This is a genomic window from Vibrio sp. 970, assembly GCF_033339075.1.
Genome location: NZ_JAWOTW010000003.1, coordinates 15648 through 38517, shown reverse-complemented (window position 1 = coordinate 38517; position 22870 = coordinate 15648). Strand labels below are relative to the sequence as shown.

The 22870-nt window shown below is 44.8% G+C and carries 23 protein-coding genes; 8 read left to right on the top strand and 15 right to left on the bottom strand.

Translation table 11 applies throughout. The features are described from left to right. Position 1 precedes the first annotated feature (1 nt). The 3 genes from R7Q11_RS05050 to R7Q11_RS05040 form a co-directional block, all read right to left on the bottom strand. The gene (locus tag R7Q11_RS05050; protein ID WP_136977145.1) at positions 2-772 is read right to left on the bottom strand and encodes a hypothetical protein; all 771 of its coding nucleotides are present in this window, start codon (positions 770-772) and stop codon (positions 2-4) included. 296 nt (positions 773-1068) lie between these two features. Beyond that, entirely contained in the window at positions 1069-2514 is a 1446-nt protein-coding gene (locus tag R7Q11_RS05045; protein ID WP_225466249.1) for an AGE family epimerase/isomerase, read from the bottom strand. Between the two features lie 107 nt (positions 2515-2621). Then, on the bottom strand, positions 2622-3164 hold the full coding sequence (locus R7Q11_RS05040; RefSeq protein WP_213911920.1) for an AAA family ATPase: 543 nt from the start codon (positions 3162-3164) through the stop codon (positions 2622-2624). A gap of 37 nt (positions 3165-3201) precedes the next feature. On the opposite strand from R7Q11_RS05040, the gene R7Q11_RS05035 reads away from it, so the two are divergent. Further along, positions 3202-3471 carry a hypothetical protein gene (locus R7Q11_RS05035; protein WP_225466248.1) on the top strand — a complete coding sequence of 90 codons (270 nt, stop codon included), beginning with the start codon at positions 3202-3204 and terminating at the stop codon, positions 3469-3471. On the opposite strand, the gene R7Q11_RS05030 is transcribed toward R7Q11_RS05035, so the two are convergent. Beyond that, a complete protein-coding gene (locus R7Q11_RS05030) occupies positions 3448-4791 on the bottom strand; it encodes a magnesium transporter (RefSeq protein WP_213911919.1) in 1344 nt (447 codons plus the stop codon). The two genes, R7Q11_RS05035 and R7Q11_RS05030, sit on opposite strands and share 24 nt — an antisense overlap. Positions 4792-5006: 215 nt before the next feature. On the opposite strand from R7Q11_RS05030, the gene R7Q11_RS05025 reads away from it, so the two are divergent. Beyond that, positions 5007-5882, top strand: a complete 876-nt coding sequence (locus R7Q11_RS05025) for a universal stress protein (RefSeq protein WP_225466247.1) — start codon at positions 5007-5009, stop codon at positions 5880-5882. Between the two features lie 43 nt (positions 5883-5925). Here the strand turns inward: R7Q11_RS05025 and R7Q11_RS05020 are convergent, their stop codons facing one another. Both R7Q11_RS05020 and R7Q11_RS05015 read right to left on the bottom strand, forming a co-directional pair. Further along, on the bottom strand, positions 5926-6315 hold the full coding sequence (locus R7Q11_RS05020) for a MazG nucleotide pyrophosphohydrolase domain-containing protein (RefSeq protein WP_047101463.1): 390 nt from the start codon (positions 6313-6315) through the stop codon (positions 5926-5928). A gap of 26 nt (positions 6316-6341) precedes the next feature. Next, positions 6342-6770: a PaaI family thioesterase gene (locus R7Q11_RS05015; RefSeq protein WP_186585354.1), complete on the bottom strand. Its 429-nt coding sequence runs from the start codon at positions 6768-6770 to the stop codon at positions 6342-6344. Positions 6771-6981: 211 nt separating this feature from the next. Between R7Q11_RS05015 and gloA the strand changes: the two genes are divergently transcribed. Then, positions 6982-7368, top strand: a complete 387-nt coding sequence (gene gloA / locus R7Q11_RS05010) for a lactoylglutathione lyase (protein WP_005376490.1) — start codon at positions 6982-6984, stop codon at positions 7366-7368. Between the two features lie 11 nt (positions 7369-7379). Next, a complete protein-coding gene (locus R7Q11_RS05005; protein ID WP_054866340.1) occupies positions 7380-8480 on the top strand; it encodes an alkene reductase in 1101 nt (366 codons plus the stop codon). 117 nt (positions 8481-8597) lie between these two features. Here R7Q11_RS05005 and R7Q11_RS05000 read toward each other — a convergent pair whose 3' ends face one another. After that, entirely contained in the window at positions 8598-8873 is a 276-nt protein-coding gene (locus R7Q11_RS05000; protein WP_104980619.1) for a nitrogenase-stabilizing/protective protein NifW, read from the bottom strand. Positions 8874-9114: 241 nt separating this feature from the next. Here R7Q11_RS05000 and R7Q11_RS04995 point away from each other — a divergent pair, with 241 nt between their 5' ends. Beyond that, positions 9115-10965, top strand: a complete 1851-nt coding sequence (locus tag R7Q11_RS04995) for an acyltransferase family protein (RefSeq protein WP_213914871.1) — start codon at positions 9115-9117, stop codon at positions 10963-10965. 79 nt (positions 10966-11044) lie between these two features. On the opposite strand, the gene R7Q11_RS04990 is transcribed toward R7Q11_RS04995, so the two are convergent. The 4 genes from R7Q11_RS04990 to R7Q11_RS04975 form a co-directional block, all read right to left on the bottom strand. After that, positions 11045-11515, bottom strand: coding sequence for an RES family NAD+ phosphorylase (locus R7Q11_RS04990; RefSeq protein ID WP_005376497.1), 471 nt, complete (start codon positions 11513-11515; stop codon positions 11045-11047). Between the two features lies 1 nt (position 11516). Beyond that, a complete protein-coding gene (locus tag R7Q11_RS04985) occupies positions 11517-11969 on the bottom strand; it encodes an antitoxin Xre/MbcA/ParS toxin-binding domain-containing protein (protein WP_017820987.1) in 453 nt (150 codons plus the stop codon). Between the two features lie 153 nt (positions 11970-12122). Beyond that, positions 12123-14297: a catalase/peroxidase HPI gene (katG, locus tag R7Q11_RS04980; RefSeq protein ID WP_017820988.1), complete on the bottom strand. Its 2175-nt coding sequence runs from the start codon at positions 14295-14297 to the stop codon at positions 12123-12125. 186 nt (positions 14298-14483) lie between these two features. Further along, positions 14484-16025, bottom strand: coding sequence for a glutamate synthase-related protein (locus tag R7Q11_RS04975; RefSeq protein WP_047101447.1), 1542 nt, complete (start codon positions 16023-16025; stop codon positions 14484-14486). 156 nt (positions 16026-16181) lie between these two features. Between R7Q11_RS04975 and R7Q11_RS04970 the strand changes: the two genes are divergently transcribed. Next, positions 16182-16661, top strand: coding sequence for an aminoacyl-tRNA deacylase (locus R7Q11_RS04970; protein ID WP_005376501.1), 480 nt, complete (start codon positions 16182-16184; stop codon positions 16659-16661). Between the two features lie 174 nt (positions 16662-16835). Here the strand turns inward: R7Q11_RS04970 and R7Q11_RS04965 are convergent, their stop codons facing one another. From R7Q11_RS04965 to R7Q11_RS04955, 3 genes are all read right to left on the bottom strand, one after another. Beyond that, positions 16836-18248, bottom strand: coding sequence for a coniferyl aldehyde dehydrogenase (locus R7Q11_RS04965; RefSeq protein WP_017820990.1), 1413 nt, complete (start codon positions 18246-18248; stop codon positions 16836-16838). A 125-nt stretch (positions 18249-18373) separates the two neighbouring features. Then, positions 18374-18946 carry a GNAT family N-acetyltransferase gene (locus R7Q11_RS04960; protein ID WP_047101443.1) on the bottom strand — a complete coding sequence of 191 codons (573 nt, stop codon included), beginning with the start codon at positions 18944-18946 and terminating at the stop codon, positions 18374-18376. 104 nt (positions 18947-19050) lie between these two features. Next, positions 19051-19509: an NUDIX hydrolase gene (locus tag R7Q11_RS04955; protein ID WP_191115916.1), complete on the bottom strand. Its 459-nt coding sequence runs from the start codon at positions 19507-19509 to the stop codon at positions 19051-19053. A 168-nt stretch (positions 19510-19677) separates the two neighbouring features. Here R7Q11_RS04955 and R7Q11_RS04950 point away from each other — a divergent pair, with 168 nt between their 5' ends. Beyond that, positions 19678-20583, top strand: coding sequence for a DMT family transporter (locus R7Q11_RS04950; protein ID WP_005376505.1), 906 nt, complete (start codon positions 19678-19680; stop codon positions 20581-20583). A gap of 79 nt (positions 20584-20662) precedes the next feature. On the opposite strand, the gene R7Q11_RS04945 is transcribed toward R7Q11_RS04950, so the two are convergent. Continuing rightward, positions 20663-20977 carry a DMT family transporter gene (locus R7Q11_RS04945; RefSeq protein WP_005376506.1) on the bottom strand — a complete coding sequence of 105 codons (315 nt, stop codon included), beginning with the start codon at positions 20975-20977 and terminating at the stop codon, positions 20663-20665. Positions 20978-21371: 394 nt separating this feature from the next. Here R7Q11_RS04945 and R7Q11_RS04940 point away from each other — a divergent pair, with 394 nt between their 5' ends. After that, a complete protein-coding gene (locus R7Q11_RS04940; RefSeq protein WP_225466246.1) occupies positions 21372-22736 on the top strand; it encodes an endonuclease/exonuclease/phosphatase family protein in 1365 nt (454 codons plus the stop codon). Positions 22737-22870: the final 134 nt, after the last annotated feature.

Genomic DNA, 22870 nt, shown 5'->3' with positions numbered 1-22870 from the left:
GTTATTCCCATGTGCATTTGATAAACAAGACTGCTGTCGAGTATGAATCGTCATACTGACCGCTTACAATTTGAAACTTTGTATTGATCGGAGCTTTAGCACTAGCTTCACACATATTGGCAATTTGACCACGAACATAAGCACTCGAATCAAAGTTATACTTGTCTTCTTGAGGAATTACACTTGCTAATGAAACTCTAGATAGTTGAGGAGCTTTCCCATATTCCCTTTCGACTTTCAAATACTTCACATTAACAATCAAAATGCAGCCAGATGATTCTAGATTTGCATTGTGTACTCGATTAGCTAGTACTCTAACGTTTTGTCGGATAATATCAAAGAGAAGCATAGCTCTGCCTTTCTGTAATACCATCCCTAAGGCCATGGCCCTTCCACTATTTGCTTTCATTGCAGTAGAAGCTAGAGTTGACGACTGTATTGGAGCTAGAGACGAAAATTTACGTGAAGGAATAACAGCTTTGTTTTTCCAGTGCATTCGATCGGTTAACATACCAGACTTAACCGCCATGTTGCGATCTATCTGTTCCTTAAGCTTTTGTAACCTTTTCTCACCTGTAATATCATTTGGAAGCTTACGTAATGGTCCCGCAAGAGAAGTATCTTTTATGGTATTAACGGGAATTTTCTCATTATCTAATTTGCTTCTTAGTTCGACACAAGAGCTAAATAGTTTGTCAGCTGGATACATGTAATTAATGTAGTTGATTGATAACGGCGTATCTCTCTCGTGCGTTAGTATAGAAATGTACATAATGATTCTCTCAAAACCATTATTATGAACAGGATTGCATAAAGTTCCAAGCTCTAAGTTGTCCTAGTTGTGAGATATACCCTAATCAATGAAAGTTAATTTATAGTTAGATATTTGTTAGAAACACTCAGCGGTCATTACAAATAAACATTCGTTAACTATATGTGTTGTCACCATTACATGTAAGATTATTAAAAATAAAGGCTAACCAGTTGGTTAGCCTTTATTGATATTACTGCTACAATTTTGCTTTGGCTTTTACGCGGACTTTAATTAACACATCACCATCGACCAACCTAAGGTCGAATATTGGTGAATGTCGCGGTGGTGACTCCATCACTTTGTGACGACAACGATTTTACGTCTGCGCTAAAGTAATACGGATTAAGTGGCATTTTACTCTCGGCTAGTCGCGCGTAGTAAAGCTTGGCGGGCTGTTTTGCCATTTGTTGCGCGTACAAATACCCGACCAACGCATGTTCAAACTGGTGGTAACCATTTCCCCAATGGAACGCTTTGGTTGATTTAGGACTCAGACCGACTCCTCCATATTGATGATCCACCCATACGTCCATAAAAGTGGGTAACGTGTATTGAAGCGTTTCTTTCATCGAACCATCAACAAGGGAAACTGTCATTGCCGCTTGATCGAGCTCTGCCCATTCCCAAGACGAGCTATAGTGCTTGTATGGTCTTGATTGCCAAGCAGGAATGCTCTCTTGCGTCCATTTACTCTGCCATTCTGGTGAGAAAAGCGCTTTGACTTGCTCAAAGTTTTGCTGGTATTGCGCTTGCTTAAGCGTGTGTTTCATTCCTTTGAAACCAAACTCTGTCCACTTTGAATTTTCCAACAACTGACCTGTCAGATACGTCATCCAATACGCCTTGATGGTGTGTCCAAAATCATTGTGTTTCGCATTTGGCATCATTACCGCTTTGTGGTGTATCGCGCCATAAAAGCGCTGCTCTTTGACGGAATGATAGTTATCTATCATCACTTGCGTCAGCCATTGCAGATCTTGCTTCCACTTGGCTTGCGCTGGTTCTGGTAAAAGTGGCGCCGTTAACAACAGGTAGCCATTAATTTGGTCAAGTTGAGCGACTAACTCTTGCTGCTTCTCACTTTCCCCATCACCATCTTTCAAAACCCACGCCAGACCGCGATCATCGCTTCGTCGGTATTGTTTAAATATAAACGCTTGCTGGTCGATAAGTGCTTGTTCAACCTTTGGATCTTGCGTCAAGTAGTAGTACATCGCCAAGCCCACCAAAGCGTAAGCTTGGTCTTGAGAAGTTCGCTGTTGCCACTCCATCCCCGGTTTTCCACTACGCGTAAAGCTCACGAAGCCGCCGTTTTTCTCATCTTGTAGATGATCAATCAGGTAATAAGCACCTTTCTTTGCCAGCTCTAATGCTTGCTTGTCACCCGTAAGATGAAAAAGCACGCCATAAGCGTAAGTTTGGCGCGATTTCATGCGGGTGTATTCGCGATCGAAGTGCGGGCTAATCCACCCTTTGTTTAATTCTTCACACGGCTTTTGTGGGTCGAGAATGACACCGTTATCACAACGAAATGTCGGAAAATTCCCCGCAGGTTGCCCATGCGCGCTTTCCATCATCCAATATGGGGCTAGGCCATTCGTCACATGGTTTAACCAATCATCCCCCGAAGGCAGGCCTACATCAGCAAAGCTGCTCATGCTCGTCGTTGCGAGCAATAAGGTAAGATATTTAAAAGACATAACACTCAATTAAGTTATTGAATTTTATCCAGTATAAATAACTCCCTTTACGCATATTGTTGTCGTGCTCACAATAGCCTTACGCATTTGTTTGCATCAATCATCTTTCAGCCTTGTTCGATGACTGAGCCGAGAATAAACGCTACTCTGTCTTCGACTGATATTTTGGGCACTTCGATCAATTTATAACCAAATTTGTGATAAGCGTTGACCATCTGTTGATACGTAGCCACCGCTTCAGAAAAATCTTGCTTTCGCTCTTCGTCGTTGCTGAATATCGATGCCCAAGGTGGAAAAATGAACACTTGAGAATGATAACGAAGCATCTGGCAATGCGTGATGAGCTCATGCGAGATTGGCAGTTGTTCCAATTTACTGTAGCCATATACGTCCACAATACTGCGATCAAAAAACACGTCCCCTTGGTAGGCATTGAAAGCTCGGTAATTGCTCACTTCTACCTTCATCATTTCGTCTCGAAAAGCTTGTTTGTCATTCCAAGGTAATGCTGAACCGTGATTGGCAACCTGCGTTTGTATTATTTGACGGCCGGTTTCTGGCGCGCAGATAAAGCCTTGTGTTTTTAGTTGTTCGATAACCGAGGTTTTTCCTGCACCGGGACCACCAGTGAATACGATGAGTTTGTTCAAAATCTTTTCCTTATTTTTTGTTTGAGTGAAGTAATGCGTGTACAGCCAAGAAAATGGGCATCATTTGGCGTTTGAAATTGGCACGCCAGCGTTAAGCGAGATCGGTAGTGGGAAATTTGGGGGAATAGAACTGAGCAGTGAAGAGATTTACAAAGTAAGAACCGAAACGACGTGTTCATCGGTTATGGACAACGGAGGAATGCTGAGCGAAGCAAGCTCGCCCAAAATACTGGGTTGGGAAGTGGTGCGATTGGTTCTGATGGTTAACGCGTCAATTGGATATCTATATCAAGAAAATGGCACCTAAGCCTAAGAACGCAAAGAAACCGACGACATCGGTAACGGTCGTCAATACTACCGAGCCAGCCACGGCGGGGTCAATGTTAAACTTCTTCAACGTGAATGGTATCAACGTACCCGATGCCGCGGCCGCCAAACTATTGAGGAAAATGGCACAACAGATAATAAGCGCCAATGGCCAAGAGTCAAACACCATGTAGACGACACCCGCGATCACTAATCCCATGATCAAGCCATTAATGGTGGCGATTTTTAATTCCTTATTCACCAATAGCTTCAAGTTACTTTGGTGCAAGTGGTTTAGTGCGATACCTCGAATGGCCACCGCTAAGGTTTGGCTACCCGCGATGCCGCCCATACTCGCCACAACAGGCATTAAGATAGCAAGCGCAACGACTTGCTCGACCACATTATCAAAAATACCAATGATGGCAGAGGCAACAAAAGCGGTCAGCAAGTTAATCACCAACCAAAGTGCTCTTAGCCTTGTCGCCACGCTTAATGGTGTAAACAAATCTTCTTCGCTTCGTACGTTTTCTGCCACTACAGCTTGTAGGCTGAGTTCACGCAAGGTAATCGCGATGGTCGCCATCGACAAGACGCCCATAATTTTGCCACCAGCCATGATAGGAAACCAATGTGCTCCACCATCAATCGAGACTTGTTTGCTGACGCTTTGAATCGTTTGAATATCTTCTAGAATTGGCGTAACTACGGTCAAGTCGGTAAGTTTGATATGATTCTCGTGCAGCAACAGGGTTTGCGGCTCTATCGTACCAATCACACCACTTGCATCACGCACAATAATCAACCGCACTGGACTTTGCCCGCGTTTTAGCAGCTCGGTTTTGATGCCTCCTACGCTGTTTTTAGGGTTTGCGACCAGAAAGTGAGGCTCGGCATAACGTCCAACTTTGTTGTCTTCATACGACAATGCTTGTTGGATATGCGCGACAGACTCTTCACTTTGATCAATAAGGTATTCATCTACAAATTCGGTCGGTAAAAAGTCCGCAAAGATGATCAGTTCAGAATCCGTTATGTACGCCAAGCGTTCATGTTGTAAGTCTTTATTGAGTGATTGATGAATGTGCTTGGCGGTGTCGTATCGGAGCAAATTTAATACCGTCCAATACTTCTCAGGCGACACTGCTTCTATGACACGCTTACGGTAAGCAATGTTGACCGATTCCAAAATGTTCGCAATCTGTGCTTCTTGATAGTCTTTCAAAAAGCTCAAGTCTTCGGTCGATTCTATCGCTTTAATGATCTCAGCAAGCAAATGTGGCACTTTGCGGTTAATTTGCAATTGGTTGGAATCTATCATTACTTTTACCTATAGCTTTCACTACCACATTCGCCGCATTGACGATATGTGCTATCCGAAGGCATGAATTCTTGATGTTAAAATTCTAGGCGATAGTTGACTTAATTGCGGAATTTATATTTCGCTCGCAGAAACAAAACGCCTCTGCATCAGTTCATGGTATAGACTTGAATGTGTGTCAGGCTCATTCGCCTTGTTTGATAATGGAGTAATCAATGGCACCTGTATTTTTTCTGACTCAGCAGGCCGCCTTACCAAGTCGTAAGGTGCTTCGTAAAGTGATTCAATTTTCGACAGCGTTGGCTCAGCCTATTGTGGTTTTAGTGGAAGACCATCGCCGAAGTGAAGATCACGCATTCGCTCATTTTCTCAGTTTCAACTCTGACCATATAGAAAAAAGACAAGCTGAGTTTGAAGCTTGGACCTTAAAGTTCAACGCATTAATTGTCGAACTTTGTGAAGAAGAAGAGCTTGAAACGCCAACGCTCTCTTACGAGCATTTCAAAGGGAGTCATTGGGTTGAGCAAGTTGCGAAACGACTTGTTGACCACACTGACTTACTGCTCGTGGGACACTTTAACAAACACGAGATTCAAACGATACTCACAGAACTAGCACAACAAGATTGCGACTTGTTGCTACTGAGTGAGCGTTCATGGCCTTCTCACGCCAACATGCTTTGTGCAATCGACCCACTTCATCGAGGGGATGAAAAGTCGATAGTAGATAAAGCCATCGTCTCGCGAGGCTCAAAATTAGAACAAACCTTAAGCGGGAAAATGACGCTCGTTTACTGCCGATACGTCGCGCCATACCTCTCTCGCTATCGTGCAGAGATATTAAGCAATCAAAAAGCAGGCATTACAGATTTTATTACTGCGCAAAAGTTAACGCGAGTTCCATTACTATTACCGGAAGGAAACCCTGAAACGGCGTTACCAAAAGCAGTTAAGCAATCACAAGCAGCGATTTTGATTATGGGTGCATGTAAACGAAGCATGTCATCCCAATTTTGGTCTGGCAGCACTGTAGACACGTTACTTGACCAACCACCTTGTGACCTACTGTTGGTCAACAGCTCCAAGGGCTGACTAGGTATTCCCTATTAACCTATCCTTTCAATACCAAGCGCAGTTATTGGCTCTTTACATCTTCTAACTGCGCGGCTTCATGTTCCGCGTTCAAGGCTTGTTTCTGCTGCTGTTTTATCTCATCCCAACTGCGTCCCGATTCAATCGCAGATACACGCTGCTCGTATTTAGTGCAGGCTCTTTCGAGTACTTTCTCAGGATCTATACCCTTTTCTCTTTCCAGCGCTTTTAATACGTTAAGGTAGTTCCACAACACATCGCCTAACTCGTCTTCCAAATGACAAAGGCGATCCTCGCGAATCTCTTCGCGGACTTCATCAACTTCTTTGCCAATGGCCTCCAGATAAGTCTCTACGCCTTTAAACCAAGTATTGGTTTGGTCATATTGAGATTTTCTCGTCGCAATTGCATACAGCTCATCAAATTTCTTCATTGCCTCTCCGTAGAACACGTTTTTATTTATGCCTTTTTAGGACGAATAAACTTCCCTTTAGCCGTCACTCTAACTTCGCTTTCGACCCGCAATTGAGCCACCAGTTGATATATACCGCGTCGTTCACCTTCACAGAGTGCGGTAATCGTGACTCGATCATTTAACTGAATAGGTGCATGGTAGCGCACATCCAACTGCGCCGTAAGGGCTTGAATGTCTCTAGATAACAAACAATGCGTCATTGCACCATCGAGAAGCGAACTGGCAATACCACCATGCAACAGGTCTGTGTAACCTTGATGACGCGGTAAAACGTGAAACTCTCCGACAACAGAACCATCGGCTAGGTATTGGTAGTTCACGGCCAAAGAGTTCGGATTCACATTAATTGAAGAACAAACCGCACATTGATGATGAGATTCGTGAGTGTAATGACAATAGCTGTTTGTGGACATGATAGTTACTCGGTTTCTCAAAAGAGTAATTAGCATATGCCAACAATTAAAAAGAAACGGCGAGTAATCTTTGTTTGCATGTTGCAGGGCCAGCAACCTCGCTTTTCATAACACTAAATAATCATTTTAATAATTAACGATAATTTCCAGTTTATTTAGAGTGGCGATATGGTTTGCATAGTGATTACGCAACGTTATGAAAAGGCGACTTATGAAGTTTCTCCACACGATGATCCGTGTAGCTGACCTAGACAAATCTATCGAATTTTATACAAAAGTTCTGGGAATGAGTGTTTTGGATCGTTTTGAAAACCAAGAATACCGTTACTCACTGGTGTTTGTTGGTAACCCTGATCAACCAGATGGCGCGACCATCGAGCTAACTTATAACTGGGATACCGACAGTTACGACTTGGGTAACGCATTCGGACACATGGCACTGGGGTCTGAAGATATTTACGCCGCTTGCGAAAAAATTAAAGCGCTTGGTGGCAACGTTACTCGCGAGCCAGGTCCAATGAAAGGCGGAGAAACTCACATCGCGTTCATTAAAGATCCCGATGGTTACCAAATCGAACTCATCCAAACTCAAAAATAACGAGGTTTCCTATGACAGACGCATTATTTCAACCCATTCAACTTGGCTCTCTCTCATTAAAAAACCGTATCGTTATGCCTCCGATGACGCGCTCTCGTGCTTCTCAACCAGGTAATATCGCTAACGACATGATGGCGACCTACTATGCTCAACGTGCTGAAGCGGGCCTAATCGTTGCTGAAGGCACACAAATTTCGCCAATGGGTCAAGGCTATGCATGGACACCAGGCATTTACAGCCCAGAGCAAATTGCTGGCTGGAAAAAAGTAACTGATGCAGTGCACGAGAAAGGCGGCGTTATCTTCGCGCAATTATGGCACGTTGGTCGTGTGACTCACCCTGATAACATTGGCGGTGAGCAACCTATTTCTTCTTCTGCGCTAAAAGCAGAAAACGTGAAAGTATTTGTCGATAACGGCACAGACGAACCGGGTTTTGTCGACGTGGTTGAGCCACGTGAAATGACCAAACAAGACATCAAGAACGTTATTGAAGAGTACCGCCAAGCCGCACTAAACGCGATAGAAGCCGGATTCGATGGTATCGAGCTTCATGCAGCGAATGGCTACTTGGTTAACCAGTTTATCGATTCTGAAGCGAATAATCGCACCGATGAATACGGTGGTTCCATTGAAAACCGTCTGCGTTTTCTTGGTGAAGTGGTAGAGGCGATGACGCAAGCTATTGGCGCAGAGCGTGTTGGTGTTCGTCTTGCACCATTCACTTCGTTAAATGGCACCGTTGATAGTACGCCAGTCGAAACCTACACCGCCGCTGCAGCGCTGCTTGATAAACTCAATGTGGTTTACATTCACATTGCAGAAGTGGATTGGGACGACGCGCCAGACACTCCGCACGACTTTAAAACCGCAGTTCGTGAGGCGTATAAAGGCACACTGATCTATGCCGGTCGTTACAACGCAGAAAAGGCGCAACACGCGATTGAAAGTGGTTTAGCCGACATGATTGGCTTTGGCCGTCCGTTTGTTGCAAACCCAGACTTACCAAGCCGCATCAAGCATGGCTATCCGCTGGCAGAACATGACCCTGCCACATTGTTCGGCGGCGGTGAAAAAGGCTTAGTGGACTACCCTGCGTACCACGCGGGTTAATTCATCTACGTAAAGCTGATTCGCAACTCGCGATAAACCAATAGCGAAACCAAAAGAACCTTGCTCTTCCCCCTGTAACGCCAAGATGCAGGGTTCTTTTTAGGCAAGCCACCAGAATTAACGTCTTTGACAAGATGTACAACCTCGACACGCAGAGCGCGTCGTTTTACTGAGCAAACTGCGTTGTACTTTACAGTAAGCATTCTTTAAAGCACGACGACCTGAAAACCAATCATCCGGTTTAGTGAGGATTAAGTAGCCGTTAAACCTCTTAACCAACTCGGTTCGGTTGTTTTCGATAAATCGGCTATCAAACTCGATGTCGAAGTAATCCAAAGCCTCTTCGATACAAGTAAAGCTGGCAATTTTTTCCTGAATCGTATTCTCTGTCATCGTTTCTTTAGCGTAATCATTTTCAATGAAGTCTAAGTTCCTCGCGCTTTACGTTCTTTGATTTAGCGCTTCTTAAGATCATTCTTTATGGGGTTTCCATATTGAAATTCAATTTGGGAATTCGTTAACCCACCTAGCATTTTCATTTTGACAATCACTTTAAGGCACTGATTTAAATAAACATTATTTCTGGTTCATATTTTGCTCTACTTCATTAAACGGAATGTTGGAGCAACACTATATGACTTACAGAGCAGAAGTAGACGGATTAAGGGCGATTGCTGTCACGTTGGTGATTTTGTTTCATGCAGGAGTTGAGCAATTCGCTGGTGGCTTTATTGGCGTCGACGTGTTCTTTGTGATCAGCGGCTATTTGATCACTGCCATCGTGATTAACGACTTAGAAAACCAGAAGTTCAGCCTTGGTGATTTTTATGAGCGACGCATTCGTCGCATACTCCCCCTCTTACTGGTGGTCATCGCCGTCAGCTATTTGATGTCTTGGTGGCTATTTTTGCCGCAAGCACACAAAGACGTTGGTCAGTTCGCAGTGTCTTCTATTCTTTCTTCATCCAACATTCTTCTGTATCTAAAAGGCCACAATTACTTCGGTTTAGAAGATCAAGCCAACCCGCTGTTCCACACATGGAGCTTGGGCGTTGAAGAACAATACTACATTGTCATTCCTTTGCTACTCATGCTACTCGCTCGTGGCAAAAACGCGTTTTACTTGACTTTTTTCATCGTGGTATTTGCGCTGAGTTTGATGACTATTGTCTACGCGAGCAACGATCCTGATTTCGCTTTTTACATGATCTTCTCTCGCGCTTGGGAGCTGGCAACCGGTTCATTACTCGCATTAGTGATGAGAAAAGTCCAAGTTCAATCTAACGATACTCTAGCAACCATTGGCATCGTTTTGATATTGGCTTCCGCGCTTTTGTTTGAAAAATCGCAAGATGGCGCGGGCATTACGCTGCTGGTGCCGGTCATCGGTAGCGCGTTGGTGATTTTGTTTGCCTCTAAAGACAATGTCTGCGGTAGATTACTGAGCCTAAAGTGGGTCGTGTTCGTCGGCTTAATCAGCTACAGCTTATACTTGTGGCACATTCCATTATTTGTCTTTTACCGCTACGTGTTGGACACAACACAAGACGTCAATATCCCGCTTTACGTTATCGCTCTTTTTGTACTGTCTTACTTCACTTGGCGCTTTATTGAAAAGCCGTTCCGTAGCCGAAAAGCCATGAGCATGCGCACTGTGTCCGCGGTTATTGTGTTGTTGACGTTGCCCTTGCTAACGCTCGGCGTTATCGGTCATCAAAACGGTGGTTTTCCAGAAAGAAGCGCATTTTTCGAGGCCATGCGCGTTAACAACGGTTATGGTTTAGATTGCAACGGCAACACCAACGTTAACGATGTGTGCTCGTCTGCGCCGCAGCCCGCCATCGCTGTGTTAGGCAATAGTCACAGCATGGTTTACGTGAAGCGTCTATCTGAAGTAACACCAACTGGCGTGGTGCAACTTACTCAAGATTCCTGTGCGGTCGGTTATGTCGACATCCTAGAAGCTGCTGGCTCAATTTCTTGCCGACAGTTCTTCAATGAGGCTGTCGATACCATTCTAAGTACCCCTTCCATTCGTCGCGTTGTTATCTCTTCTAATTTCAATAAAGAGCTTTCACAAGCCGATTATGAAGCATCATTAACCAAATTATTGAATGAACTGAAAGGAAAGGAAGTGGTCGTTTTCGGTCCAACCCCTTCTGCACCGTTTGCGGTAGGAGAATGCCTTTGGAAAGCGCGTTTGTTTGGCGAGACAGAAGAGTCTGCCTGTGACTTTTCTCCCAAACAACATCACCCTCAAAACGTGGCGAAGTTAGTGAACTACTTTGAGCAATTTGAGCACGTTGAGTTTGTCGACTTGACCGATGCCATTTGCAGAAATGGCGTATGTCGAATGAGAGTTGGAGCAAACAATGCGATGTATACGGATGACAGCCATTTATCTTACAAAGGTGCTGAGTTGGTGCTTGGGCATTACCTCAACACTACAAATGAAGCGCAACAGTTCACTTACGACCGACAATAACCAAGGAAATAAACTTTTATGCTTCAGCGCTTATCTCAGGTAAGCGCTGAATGCTTTAAAGCAAGACAAAGCTAGGCGTCTATTTGAAAATGCGCGGATCAAACGCGAAATCGAGCTTTTCGGCTTTCTTGATGATCTCTTTCATTTTGGGATGATTTGGATTCACCACGTAGTTTTTATCACGAGGTGAAATCGTTGAAGGCACTTGCAGCGCGGCAAACTCTGGATGAGGATCATTGAGAAACTGATCGCCAATGTACTGCGTAGACTCGCTCGCCGGTATTGCTCGCCACGTCACAGGGAGATCTTCTTCATCTAAGGTGGCGATGAGGTATTCTGGCATTTCAATACGATATAAATCGTAAAGTTTGGTGATAGCAGGATCGTTGTTTACGTGAACAAATACTTCCAACGAGCAAAGGGATTCCGATTCAGAGAAGTAGAGGGCTTCGGTTCCTTTTGAGTTCCATCGCCCTCCAAATAACTTTGCGCCAACGGGGCTGAATGGCGTGTCAGCAAATTTCTTTTGTGTGAGACGATAGAGCTTCATATTACGAGAATACCCCGTGCTCTAAACGGCCGATCAAATCTTTTACGATTTCAAAATCCACCGTGGTCGAGACCATATCAAGTGGACGTTTTCCACCTAAGCCGTACACATTCTCTCTCATCCATTTTAACGCGCGCTCTTCGTCGTCAAACAGTTCTGTCGCGAGTTTCAATAACATCGCTAATCGATAGATTGCATCACTTTCTTGCGTATTGAAGCGTTCATCGTTTTTTAGACGACGCTTGATCGTGCTGACAGGTATCAATGTGACGTTTTGAAACTCACTCTGAGAAAGCTTCACACGCTCAACAATATTGCGATACACCTTTGGCTCAAAGCCTTTGTGAACCGCATCAGTGCGACCTGTTTCAGCGTCTTCAATACCCAACATAAACCAGAAATTGGCTTTATGAGGTTGTTTCGGTTTGAAGCTTTTTAATGCTGCAGTTGCCATATCAAGCTCCTATGGTTCATATGGTCCAGTTATTATGGTTCAAATGAGCTTAACTTTCAATCAAAGTAAAAAGATAGGTAAAGAAAAAGGCGAGCTTTTCGCCCGCCTCTCTTACTTATTCATCAACCCATCTACTGACGGGCATCGTTTCACTTATTGCAAGTCAAAACGATCCGCGTTCATGACTTTCGTCCATGCGGCGATGAAGTCATGGATGAATTTTTCCTGATTATCATCTTGCGCATACACTTCCGCATACGAACGCAGGATCGAGTTTGAACCAAAGACAAGGTCCACTCGAGTAGCCGTCCACTTAACAGCGTCGGTTTTACGATCACGGATTTCATATTGATTAGCACTCACTGGTTTCCACGTATATGCCATGTCAGTAAGGTTCACGAAGAAATCATTCGACAAAGTGCCTACTCGGTCAGTAAATACGCCCTCTTTTCCACCGCCGTAGTTACTGCCTAGAACGCGCATACCACCGATAAGTACCGTCATTTCTGGCGCAGTTAGCCCCATAAGCTGAGCACGATCTAATAAAAGCTCTTCTGGCTTAACCGCGTAGTCTTTCTTCAACCAATTTCGGAAACCGTCAGCAACAGGCTCAAGTACTTCGAACGATTCCACATCCGTCATCTCTTGGGTGGCATCACCTCGGCCTGGCGCGAATGGTACGGAAACATCATGACCTGCGGCACGCGCAGCCAGTTCAATACCTACGTTACCAGCAAGCACGATAGCATCTGCAACACTACAGCCCTCTTCTGCTGCTATTTTTTCTAACACCGCAAGAACACGTCTTAGACGTTCAGGTTCGTTCCCTTGCCAATCTTTTTGCGGAGCCAAGCGAATTCTCGCGCCATTTGCACCGCCTCGGCGGTCAGAGCCACGGTAAGTACGCGCACTATCCCACGCCGTACTTACTAACTCACTAATGGATAGGCCACTTGCTTCGATTTTTGTTTTTACTAAATCAACATCGTAGTCTGTCTTACCTGCGGGCGTTGGGTCTTGCCAAATAAGATCTTCGCTTGGCACATCAGGGCCGAAATAACATGATTTTGGTCCTAGATCGCGGTGTGTCAACTTAAACCAGGCACGAGCAAAAACGTCATCAAAGTACGCAGGGTCATTTTGGAACTTTTCTGCAATCTTACGATATTCAGGGTCCATTTTGAGCGCCATATCGGCGTCGGTCATGATTGGATTGTAGCGCTTAGAACCGTCTTCAACATCGACAGGCTTGTCTTGTTCTTCAATGTCGATTGGCTCCCATTGCCATGCGCCAGCTGGGCTCTTTTTCAGTTCCCAGTCATACTTAAATAGTAGGTGGAAGTATCCGTAGTCCCATTGTGTAGGGTGCGTTGTCCAAGCACCTTCAATGCCACTCGTTACCGTGTCACGGCCAATACCACGTGTTTTGTGGTTAATCCAGCCAAGACCTTGCTCATGAACGTCTGCTGCTTCGGGCTCTGGGCCAAGGTTTGCGGCATCACCATTACCATGACACTTACCCACCGTGTGACCACCAGCTGTGAGCGCGACGGTTTCTTCATCGTTCATTGCCATTCGCGCAAAGGTCACTCGCATGTCATGTGCTGTTTTGAGAGGATCTGGGTTACCGTCTACCCCTTCAGGGTTCACATAGATAAGACCCATCATTACCGCAGCAAGCGGGTTTTCTAAATCTCGCTCACCAGAGTAGCGGCTGTTATCAGCGTCACTTGTGGCTAACCATTCTTGCTCAGAGCCCCAGTAAGTGTCTTTTTCTGGGTGCCAGATGTCCTCTCGTCCAAACGCAAAGCCAAAGGTCTTAAAGCCCATGGATTCGTACGCCATGTTACCGGCAAGGACAATCAGGTCTGCCCAACTTAGTTTGTTGCCATATTTTTTCTTGATTGGCCATAAAAGGCGTCGAGCCTTATCCAGGTTGGCGTTATCTGGCCAAGAGTTGAGAGGAGCAAAGCGTTGGTTGCCTGTAGCAGCACCGCCACGGCCATCCGCAATACGATAACTGCCCGCTGCATGCCATGCCATTCGGATCATTAAACCACCGTAGTGTCCCCAGTCGGCAGGCCACCAGTCTTGGCTATCAGTCATTAAATCTTTTAAATCTTTTTTAAGTGCTTCGACATCTAGCTTTTTCAGTTCTTCTTTGTAATTAAAGTCCTGACCAAATGGGTTGGTTTTGGAGTCGTGTTGATGCAGGATGTCTAAGTTCAAGGCATTCGGCCACCAATCCATCACCGACTTATCTGTAGATGTTTGCCCACCATGCATAACTGGACATTTACCTACCGAACCGCCGTTTGCTTTGCTCATATAATGCTCCTTCGTGTCGTGGTTGTGGTAACCACTCTTTGTTATTCAATAAATCGAATATCCACCTCAAACAGCGTAGTTCATACACTGTTTTTTTAGTTAACGCCAAGTCAAAATTTCAAACATTTCAGCGAATAAATAATTGTTATCAAACATGTACCTATATGTAGAAAATATGGATAGAGATCAGTTTAAGTCCATACCTGAATACTTAATCCCAGACAGCCTCGCCATGTTGTGATCCCAGGTCGCTAAATCATGATGACTAAATTCACTCAGAGCGTGATGACCACACGCCCTTGCCATAACTTGCATGAGCTCGACCGAGGATTCGAAGAAATTTTTCAGTTGCTGGGATGACTTTTCAACGTCGAGACGCTGCCTCAAATCGGCATTTTGTGTCGCAATGCCTGCCGGGCAATTATTGGTGTTGCAGATGCGAGCGGCGACACAACCGATCGATTGCATCGCACTGTTTGCTATCGCCACTCCGTCTGCTCCAAGTGCCAACGCTTTGACAAAATCCGTAGGAACTCGCAACCCACCGGTGATGATTAATGTGACGCGGTCACTTGCACCTTTTTCATCTAAGTACTTACGTGCACGAGCTAACGCAGGAATGGTGGGCACACTAATATGGTCACGGAACATAGTTGGCGCCGCACCCGTGCCACCACCGCGACCATCTAAGATGATGTAATCAGCCCCAGCATCAAGCGCAAACTGAATGTCTTGCTCAATATGGTTGGCACTGAGTTTAAATCCAATTGGAATGCCGCCTGTGATGCCACGAACTCTGTCAGCAAACTTTCTGAAATCGTGAGTAGTGTGAAGATCTTTGAACGTTGGTGGTGATATCGCTGGTTGTCCCTCGGGGATGCCTCTCACCTGAGAGATCTTACCTACATTTTTATTTGCAGGCAGATGACCACCCGTGCCCGTTTTTGCTCCTTGCCCACCTTTAAAGTGAAACGCCTGAACATTAAGAAGCTTAGATTCGTCGTAGCCAAATTGAGCACTAGCAAGCTCATAGAAATACCGTGAATTAGCGGCTTGTTCTTCCGGTAACATGCCACCCTCACCAGAGCAAATCCCAGTCCCTGCCAACTCTGCACCTTTTGCTAGTGCAATTTTCGCCTCTTCAGAAAGTGCGCCAAAACTCATGTCCGACACCAACAAAGGAATGGCGAGTCTGAGCGGCTTACGCGCGTTTGGTCCCACAATCAACTCGGTAGACACAGGAACGTCTTCCAACAACGGTTGTGTCGCCATTTGCGCCATCATGATTTGTATAGCATCCCAATGTGGTAGCAAATGCCTAGGAACCCCCATTGCAGCCATCGGACCATGATGACCGAGTTTAGAGAGTCCTTCTCTCGCTAATTGGTGGATAAACTCGAGGGTTGGTTCTTCTTGAGTAGCAGACGCCGTTGGTTTGTCTCTTTTCTCTCGCTTTTGTTCCGGTCCCTCTTTACCGACTTGCTCTGCGGTAAATCGCTTGTGTGTACCATCACAAAAAGGAGCATTGGCGGTATGCTTACATTGGCAGAGATAGGCATCTTCGTCTTTTTCCGCACTAAAGCTCATTGGCTTTAAGCCGGTTCCCGAATGAGCCCCATCGCAGTAAGGTTGATTTTTAGAACGCCCACATCGGCAGAAGTAATATTCTTGCCCAGCTTTCAACTCTACTTTGATCGGCTTGTTATCAGCGATGATTGGCTTGCTCATGTTGCCCCCTATTTATTATTGTTAACCATGCTTTCTCGCTGGCTTGCAATAAGCGTAGAACAGGAGCGTAAAGAGCGTCAGTGTCGCCGAGTAAAATGCGCGATTGTCGCCCGACTAACCTATACTTTTTATGGGTCTCATACACGTGGAGGCTATATGACGATTGCAACCCGATTAGATGAATATTTGACTGAGCATAACATTCACTTTCAAACCGTGAATCACAGCCACAGTCATAGCTCGCTACAAAGTGGTGTTGCAGCAGGTGTGCCTTTAATGAATATCGCAAAAGGTGTGATTCTAGAGGATCATGAAGGGCGTCATATGATGGCGGTCTTACCTGCCAACAACAAAATCAGTTTGTCGCGATTAAACGACGAATTTAATGCCACCTTCCACTTGGTGAAAGAGCGTATGGTTTACCGACTCTTCACCGATTGTGAACACGGCGCTATTCCACCGATTGGTAGCCCTTACCACATGTCGACAGTTTGCGATGAAAGACTAGCAAACTTGGAACATGTCTACCTTGAAGCTGGCGATCATGAAACTCTGATTAAGCTGGACCGAAAGGCGTTTAAAGAACTGATGAACGACTGTAGATATCTAAGATTCAGCAGTGAAGTTCTGCATTAAACTTGCCAAGATCTCTCGACACTTCCTGAACAAGGCTCTTTCAACAGAGCCTTTCTTTGTTTTGTTGGTAGCACGCGATGGAAGTTTCTCGGACTTTGGTGCCCAGCGTTTCAGAGCATATAGAAACAAAAAACCGCCTATTCGGGCGGTTTTTTATCAATCAAATCATAATTATTATCGAACAAAGATCTTTTGGATCGCTTTTATCGCCATAGCCCTACGGCGCATTAATACGCTCGTTCTTGGCAACCATTTCGGTGTGTGAAGAATGGTTTTCGCATGACTAAAAGTTCTGAATCCTTCCTCTCCGTGATAATGCCCAATACCCGATTCACCAACGCCACCAAAAGGCGCATCTTCAGCGCCAACATGTAAAACCGTATCATTAACGCCGACGCCACCACTGTGGGTGTTGCGTACAATATGTTTGATGGTCGATTTGTCGTCCGACATAACATACAGCGCAAGTGGTCTTTGGTGCTGATTAATGTAGTCAATCGCTTCATCAACGGCATTGTAGGGCTTAACAGGTAGAAATGGCCCGAAGATCTCCTCTTGCATGATTCGCATATTCGGCGACACATCCGTGACCAAATGAGGATACAGAAGTCGTTCCTCTTGGGGCGACGCTTCAACAGTGTGAAGGTTAGCACCTTGCGCTTTTGCATCCTCAAGTAGCGCAGTCAAACGATCATATTGTCGTTGGTTGACAATATGGGTCAGCTTTTGATTCTTGTTGGATTTTAAATAGAGCTTTTCAAAACGTTTTAAGAATAGCGAAATGAATTCTTCGACACGTTCTTGCGGTACAAATGCGTAGTCAGGCGCGACACAAATCTGGCCTGCATTAATGCATTTACCAAACAAGATAGCATCAACGGCTTTCTTCATGTCTGCATCTTTTGCAATGATCACCGGGGACTTTCCACCCAACTCTAACGTCACCGGGGTAAGGTTTTCCGCTGCCGCTTTTGCCACTGCGCGGCCAACACTCGTAGAACCCGTGAACAAAAGGTGATCGAATGGCAGTTGGCTGAATGCTTGTGCGACGTCTGCTTCACCCTCAAAAACTTCGACATACTCAGACAACCCACGGCAAATATCGACGATGACTTTATTGGTTTTTGGCGTAAATTCGCTGAGCTTCATCATCACGCGGTTACCAGCAGCCAATGCTGTCACTAAAGGCGCAAGGCTCAAAATCACAGGAAAGTTCCACGGTGAAATGATCCCGACGACACCTAACGGTTGATACTGAACGGTTACTTTAGAAGGTGCGAGCAATAAGCCGGATTCGCGCTTGCTGGGTTTGCACCATTTTTTTAGTCGTTTGAGGGTATAATTAATATGCGAGACCGTTGGCAAAACGTCGGTCATGGCGGTATCAAATTCTGAGCGATAGCCAAAATCGTCACTTAACGCTTCAACCAAAGCTTGTTTGTTCTCAAGCAGCGATTTTTTTAACAAAACGAGGCGCTGTTTACGTTCATCCAAACTAGGATAAGGCTCGGCTGCATATGCCGCTTTTAAGCGTTCGAGGCTTTGCTGTAACAAGTTATCTACTTCAACCTCTGTGATTGCGTTCATGATGCTTCTCCTAGCCTAGTTTCTGCCAATGACGCCCCAAGTTAACACGAGCGCAACAATGTTACTATTGTAGCGCTCGTGAAGTTAGAGTTCGAACTCTGATTAAAATATTTCTGGGGTGGATACTACATCAAACGTAGTTCATAAATGCCTAGTCGTTGAGAGCGGTCAAGCATATCGAACTCATGATCAACGTATTCTTTTAATGTGGCGCCTGCACGCTCAGCAATATTGATGCTAGCGATGTTATCTTCCATACAATGGAACTGAATGAATTGTGCGTGCCCTTTCTGCTTCAAAAAAGGGATCAATACTGCGAGCACTTGATCAATCACACGATGGCCTCGCCCATTGTTGGCAAGCCAGTAGCCAATTTCAGTAACACGCGTATGTGAATCCACACCTTTAATGCCAATAACACCCGTAAGCTGCTCATCAAAATAAATTGCACACCAGTGGGAATCCAGCGCGTTACTGTTCACTCGCTGGGAAATGTAGTTAACGGCCTCTCTATGATTCGTGACAGAATCCGTCCAAGGTAGATAGCCCTCAAGGCTCTCTCGGTGAGTGTTCACAACCTCTAGTAAAGCGGACGCGTGTTTCGTGTTGAGGGGCTCAATTGAGACCCTTTGCGAGACGGAAAAACGCTTCTGTAAGTGATTTCCTTGATACGTCTCTTGGCATGTGACTTCATCCATAGATGTTATTCCTTTTTATTGTGAACGCTCAGCGCAAATCCTAACGCTTCATTTTATGAGAACAAACCTCTCTATAAAAACTAATCAAAGCCGTTGCCGTTCATTTAGCCCTTTTGATCGATCAGCGTAAATGGCGTTAGTGATGCCACATCTACATAATGTTTCCATACATGTTCATATAGGTGATGCTGATTGGCAAACGGAGCCAGCTGCTTAGCTTCTTCAAGCGTACACCAGCGATACTCTGTATGCTCTTCGTTAAGAACAACTGATTGGTTAGGCGGACAAAATAGCACAAAACATGGGATAACCATGATAAGGTTATTTTTTGCTTCGTAGAACTGCTCTAGAAAGTCTGCTGTATGTAACTCAACTTGGTCAATTAGTGTCTCTTCTTTTAACTCTCTTAAAATGGTTTGCCACCCGGCTTCACCCGCTTCGATACCACCTGCAACATGGCACCAATAGCCACCTTTTACGCGTTTGAGTAACAGCATTTTTTCTATGCCATCAATTTTTGAAATGACAACGCCTGAAACATGCGTTGCTTTTATCGGGATCATGTAAGCTCCTTAAATATCGAGTTTTTATTGTTACGCTGAGAGAGGCAGATTAATTGCTACGTATTCTACTGTTTATTCATCTTGTCGACAGAAGTGTTTGAGTTGAGAGGATTTAATCGCTAACTAAGTATGCTAAAGTGAGATCTGTCGCAACAAATGAGCAGTAAAATGTCCAATTCATTCAACACTATGATTCCCATCGGTGTGCGCTTTATGGTGCTTTCCGCGTTCGGCTTTGCTCTGATGTCGGCTACAGTAAAGCACGTCGGCAACTACGGTATCCCCGTTTTTGAAATCGTTGCAGCAAGAGCGCTCGTTTCACTTATCATTAGTTATTTCGATGTAAAGCGAAAACGAATTTCTGTATGGGGCAATAATAAGCCATTACTATTTGCACGCGGTGCTGTGGGTACGATGGCTCTGATGTGTGTATATTATTCAGTGACCACCTTACCTTTGGCAGAAGCGACGATATTCCAATATATTCATCCGGTATTTACTGCACTACTCGCCGTATTTTTCTTGAAAGAGCGCATCCAGCCGTCAACTTTCCTTTGTATTGCGTTGTGCTTACTCGGCATCTATATCATGGTAAGCCCAGAAACGGGGCAAGGCTCAGATAGCGCTTTACCAATGTTTAGCGTCATGATTGCGATCTTAGGCGCATTTGGTAGCTCAATTGCCTACGTCATTGTCAGAAAACTGAGTCAGACAGAAGACAGCTCAGTGATCATTTTCTATTTCCCGTTGGTTGCTCTCCCCGCTTCACTCTTACTGATTGGCGACGATTTTGTAATGCCCGATCTATATCTGACTTTCATGTTGGTTCTAGTTGGTGTCTTTACCCAAATTGGACAATTGGGGTTAACCAAAGCGATGCAAACTCAACAAGCGGGTAAAGCCTCCGCTTATTCGTATATCCAGATCGTATTTTCTGTGTTGTTGGGCATCATTTTCTTTGGCGAGGTTCCGATCATTTGGACGTACGTCGGTGGCGGTCTGATTGTTACAGGCGCATTAATTAATGCGTTTGGTCATCACTTACGGTTACCTTTTATTAAGCGCAACGCTTGATATACCTACCTAGAACCGTAAACACGACATTTAGAAAAACAGCCAGAGTGACTCTGGCTGTTTTGTGTTTAGCCTAACGTTAAGCTGATATTTTTAACCCTGCGATACCAGCGACAATCATTAGCAAGCTTAAGGCTTTGATAAGTGTTGCTGGCTCATTGAACAGATAAATACTCACGACTGCCGTGCCTATTGCGCCAATCCCTACCCATACGCCATAAGCAATGCCTAAAGGCAAGGTTCTTAACGCAATGCCAAGCAACCAAAAGCTCAATAACATAAAGACAATAGTGAATGCCGAAGCACCGAATTTGGTAAACCCTTGTGAATATTTAAGACCGACAGCCCATGCGATTTCACACAAGCCCGCAATGAAGAGAATTCCCCAAGCCATGTCACATTTCCCAACGAGATGGGGTCGTCCCCGAGAAAAGATAGAGCGGTGAGGTCGTCCTCACTTCTGATTGACTGCTTATTATATACAGAAATTTAAACATAAAAAATAAAACACGGCGATAAGCATACAACTCAAACATCTCATGCACGCTTAAATTCTACGCTTTTCTTTTTAACGGTGGCGGACTCTCTATTTCGCATCAATAACGACACCGTTTTTTAACAATTTACATATAACCTTCTGGTGTTGAAAGTGTTGCATTTATTGCACAAATCACACAAAAACTAATTGAACATGTAAATATGAAAACGTTTGTGTGACTAATATCGCTTAAAACAATGACTGATGACTTTAATATTCAGCCGAATTAATTATAAGGTATGACGTACCCATGAAAGCAATCAAAACCTCTATCGCTGTCCTTGTTGGCGCCGCTCTACTATCTGGATGTAATGACGATACTGAATACGTCAATGTTCAGCCTAAAGAAGTAAAAATAGCGACTTACAACCTCTCTTTTGACCGCGCTACCTTCGAAACTTTGGTAGATGAAATGCAAATTGAACCAACGCAGCAAGCTGCGTTGGTCACCTCTTATTTAGACGGTTCAATCGCAGCCGAAGACAAAACCACTGCGGAAAAAGTCATTCAAATTCGTAACGTTGCAGCAATCATTCAAAAGAATCGTCCTGATGTTCTCATGATGGCGGAATACAACAACGACGGAACAGGCGAAAACAAAGCAGCCATTGAAGGATTCCAGAAGAACTACTTGTCTGTCGCGCAAAGTATCGATGGCGCGGGCGGTGAAGCAAACCTTGAGCCTATTGAATACCCTTATGCTGAATCTTACTCAACTAATACAGGGTTGTTGAGTGAGTTTGATCTCGACAACAACGGAACCGCAGGTCAAATGCCAGGTGATGCATGGGGCTTTGGCATGTACCATGGTCAATATGCATTTGCCCTTATGTCTAAGTATAAAATTGACACAGCAAACACACGTACATTCCAAGCATTTAAATGGAAAGATATGGAAGGTGCGAAAATTCCAACCATTACTATCTGTGACGGTTCGCAAAAGATTCCAGACGGCATGAAGTGTGGTGATGAATGGTACTCAGCGGAAGAATGGGATCAAGTGCGTCTATCTTCGAAAAATCACGTCGACGCACCAATCATCATTCCAACTCGCAATGGCGAGGAAGTTGTACACTTGTTGATGTCTCATCCTACTCCACCAGTATTTGACACCGGTAAAAACAAAGCGCAAAACGCAGCAGAAGTGGAGTTTTGGCATCATTACATTCAAGGCAAAGACTATTTTTACGACGATGCGGGTAAAACAGGTGGCTTAACGAACGGCGCTAAATTCGTAATGATGGGTGATCAAAACCTTGATCCAGTGGCTGGTGACGGTATTAGCTCTGTAATGCAAGAGCTGCACAACGATCCATTGGTTAACCAAACCGTGATGAATGGTGCGCTTTACCCAACAAGCTTTGGTGCAGCTGAACACGCTGTTGACCGCAGTTCAACTCACTCATATCCGAATCGCATCACTTCAACGTTTGGCTTAGGGGTAGACTATGCCTTGCCTTCAGCAAATTTGAATGTAATAGACTCTGGTGTGTACTGGTCAGCGTCTTATGAAGAGGGCCGTAAACTATTTAACGATGCACGTATCGGTAAGTATGGTGATGGTAAGGATGTATCTTCCGACCATCGCATGATCTGGATTAAAGCACAGTTCTAGACTGCATAAAAAAAGCCAACCACAAGGAGTCGTGATTGGCTGTATATATTTGTGAACAAGATGGTTCACTAACAACGTCAGTTGGCTAGGTGACCCTCGGCTTAGAAAGGGTCACTCATACTAAAGCATGAGGC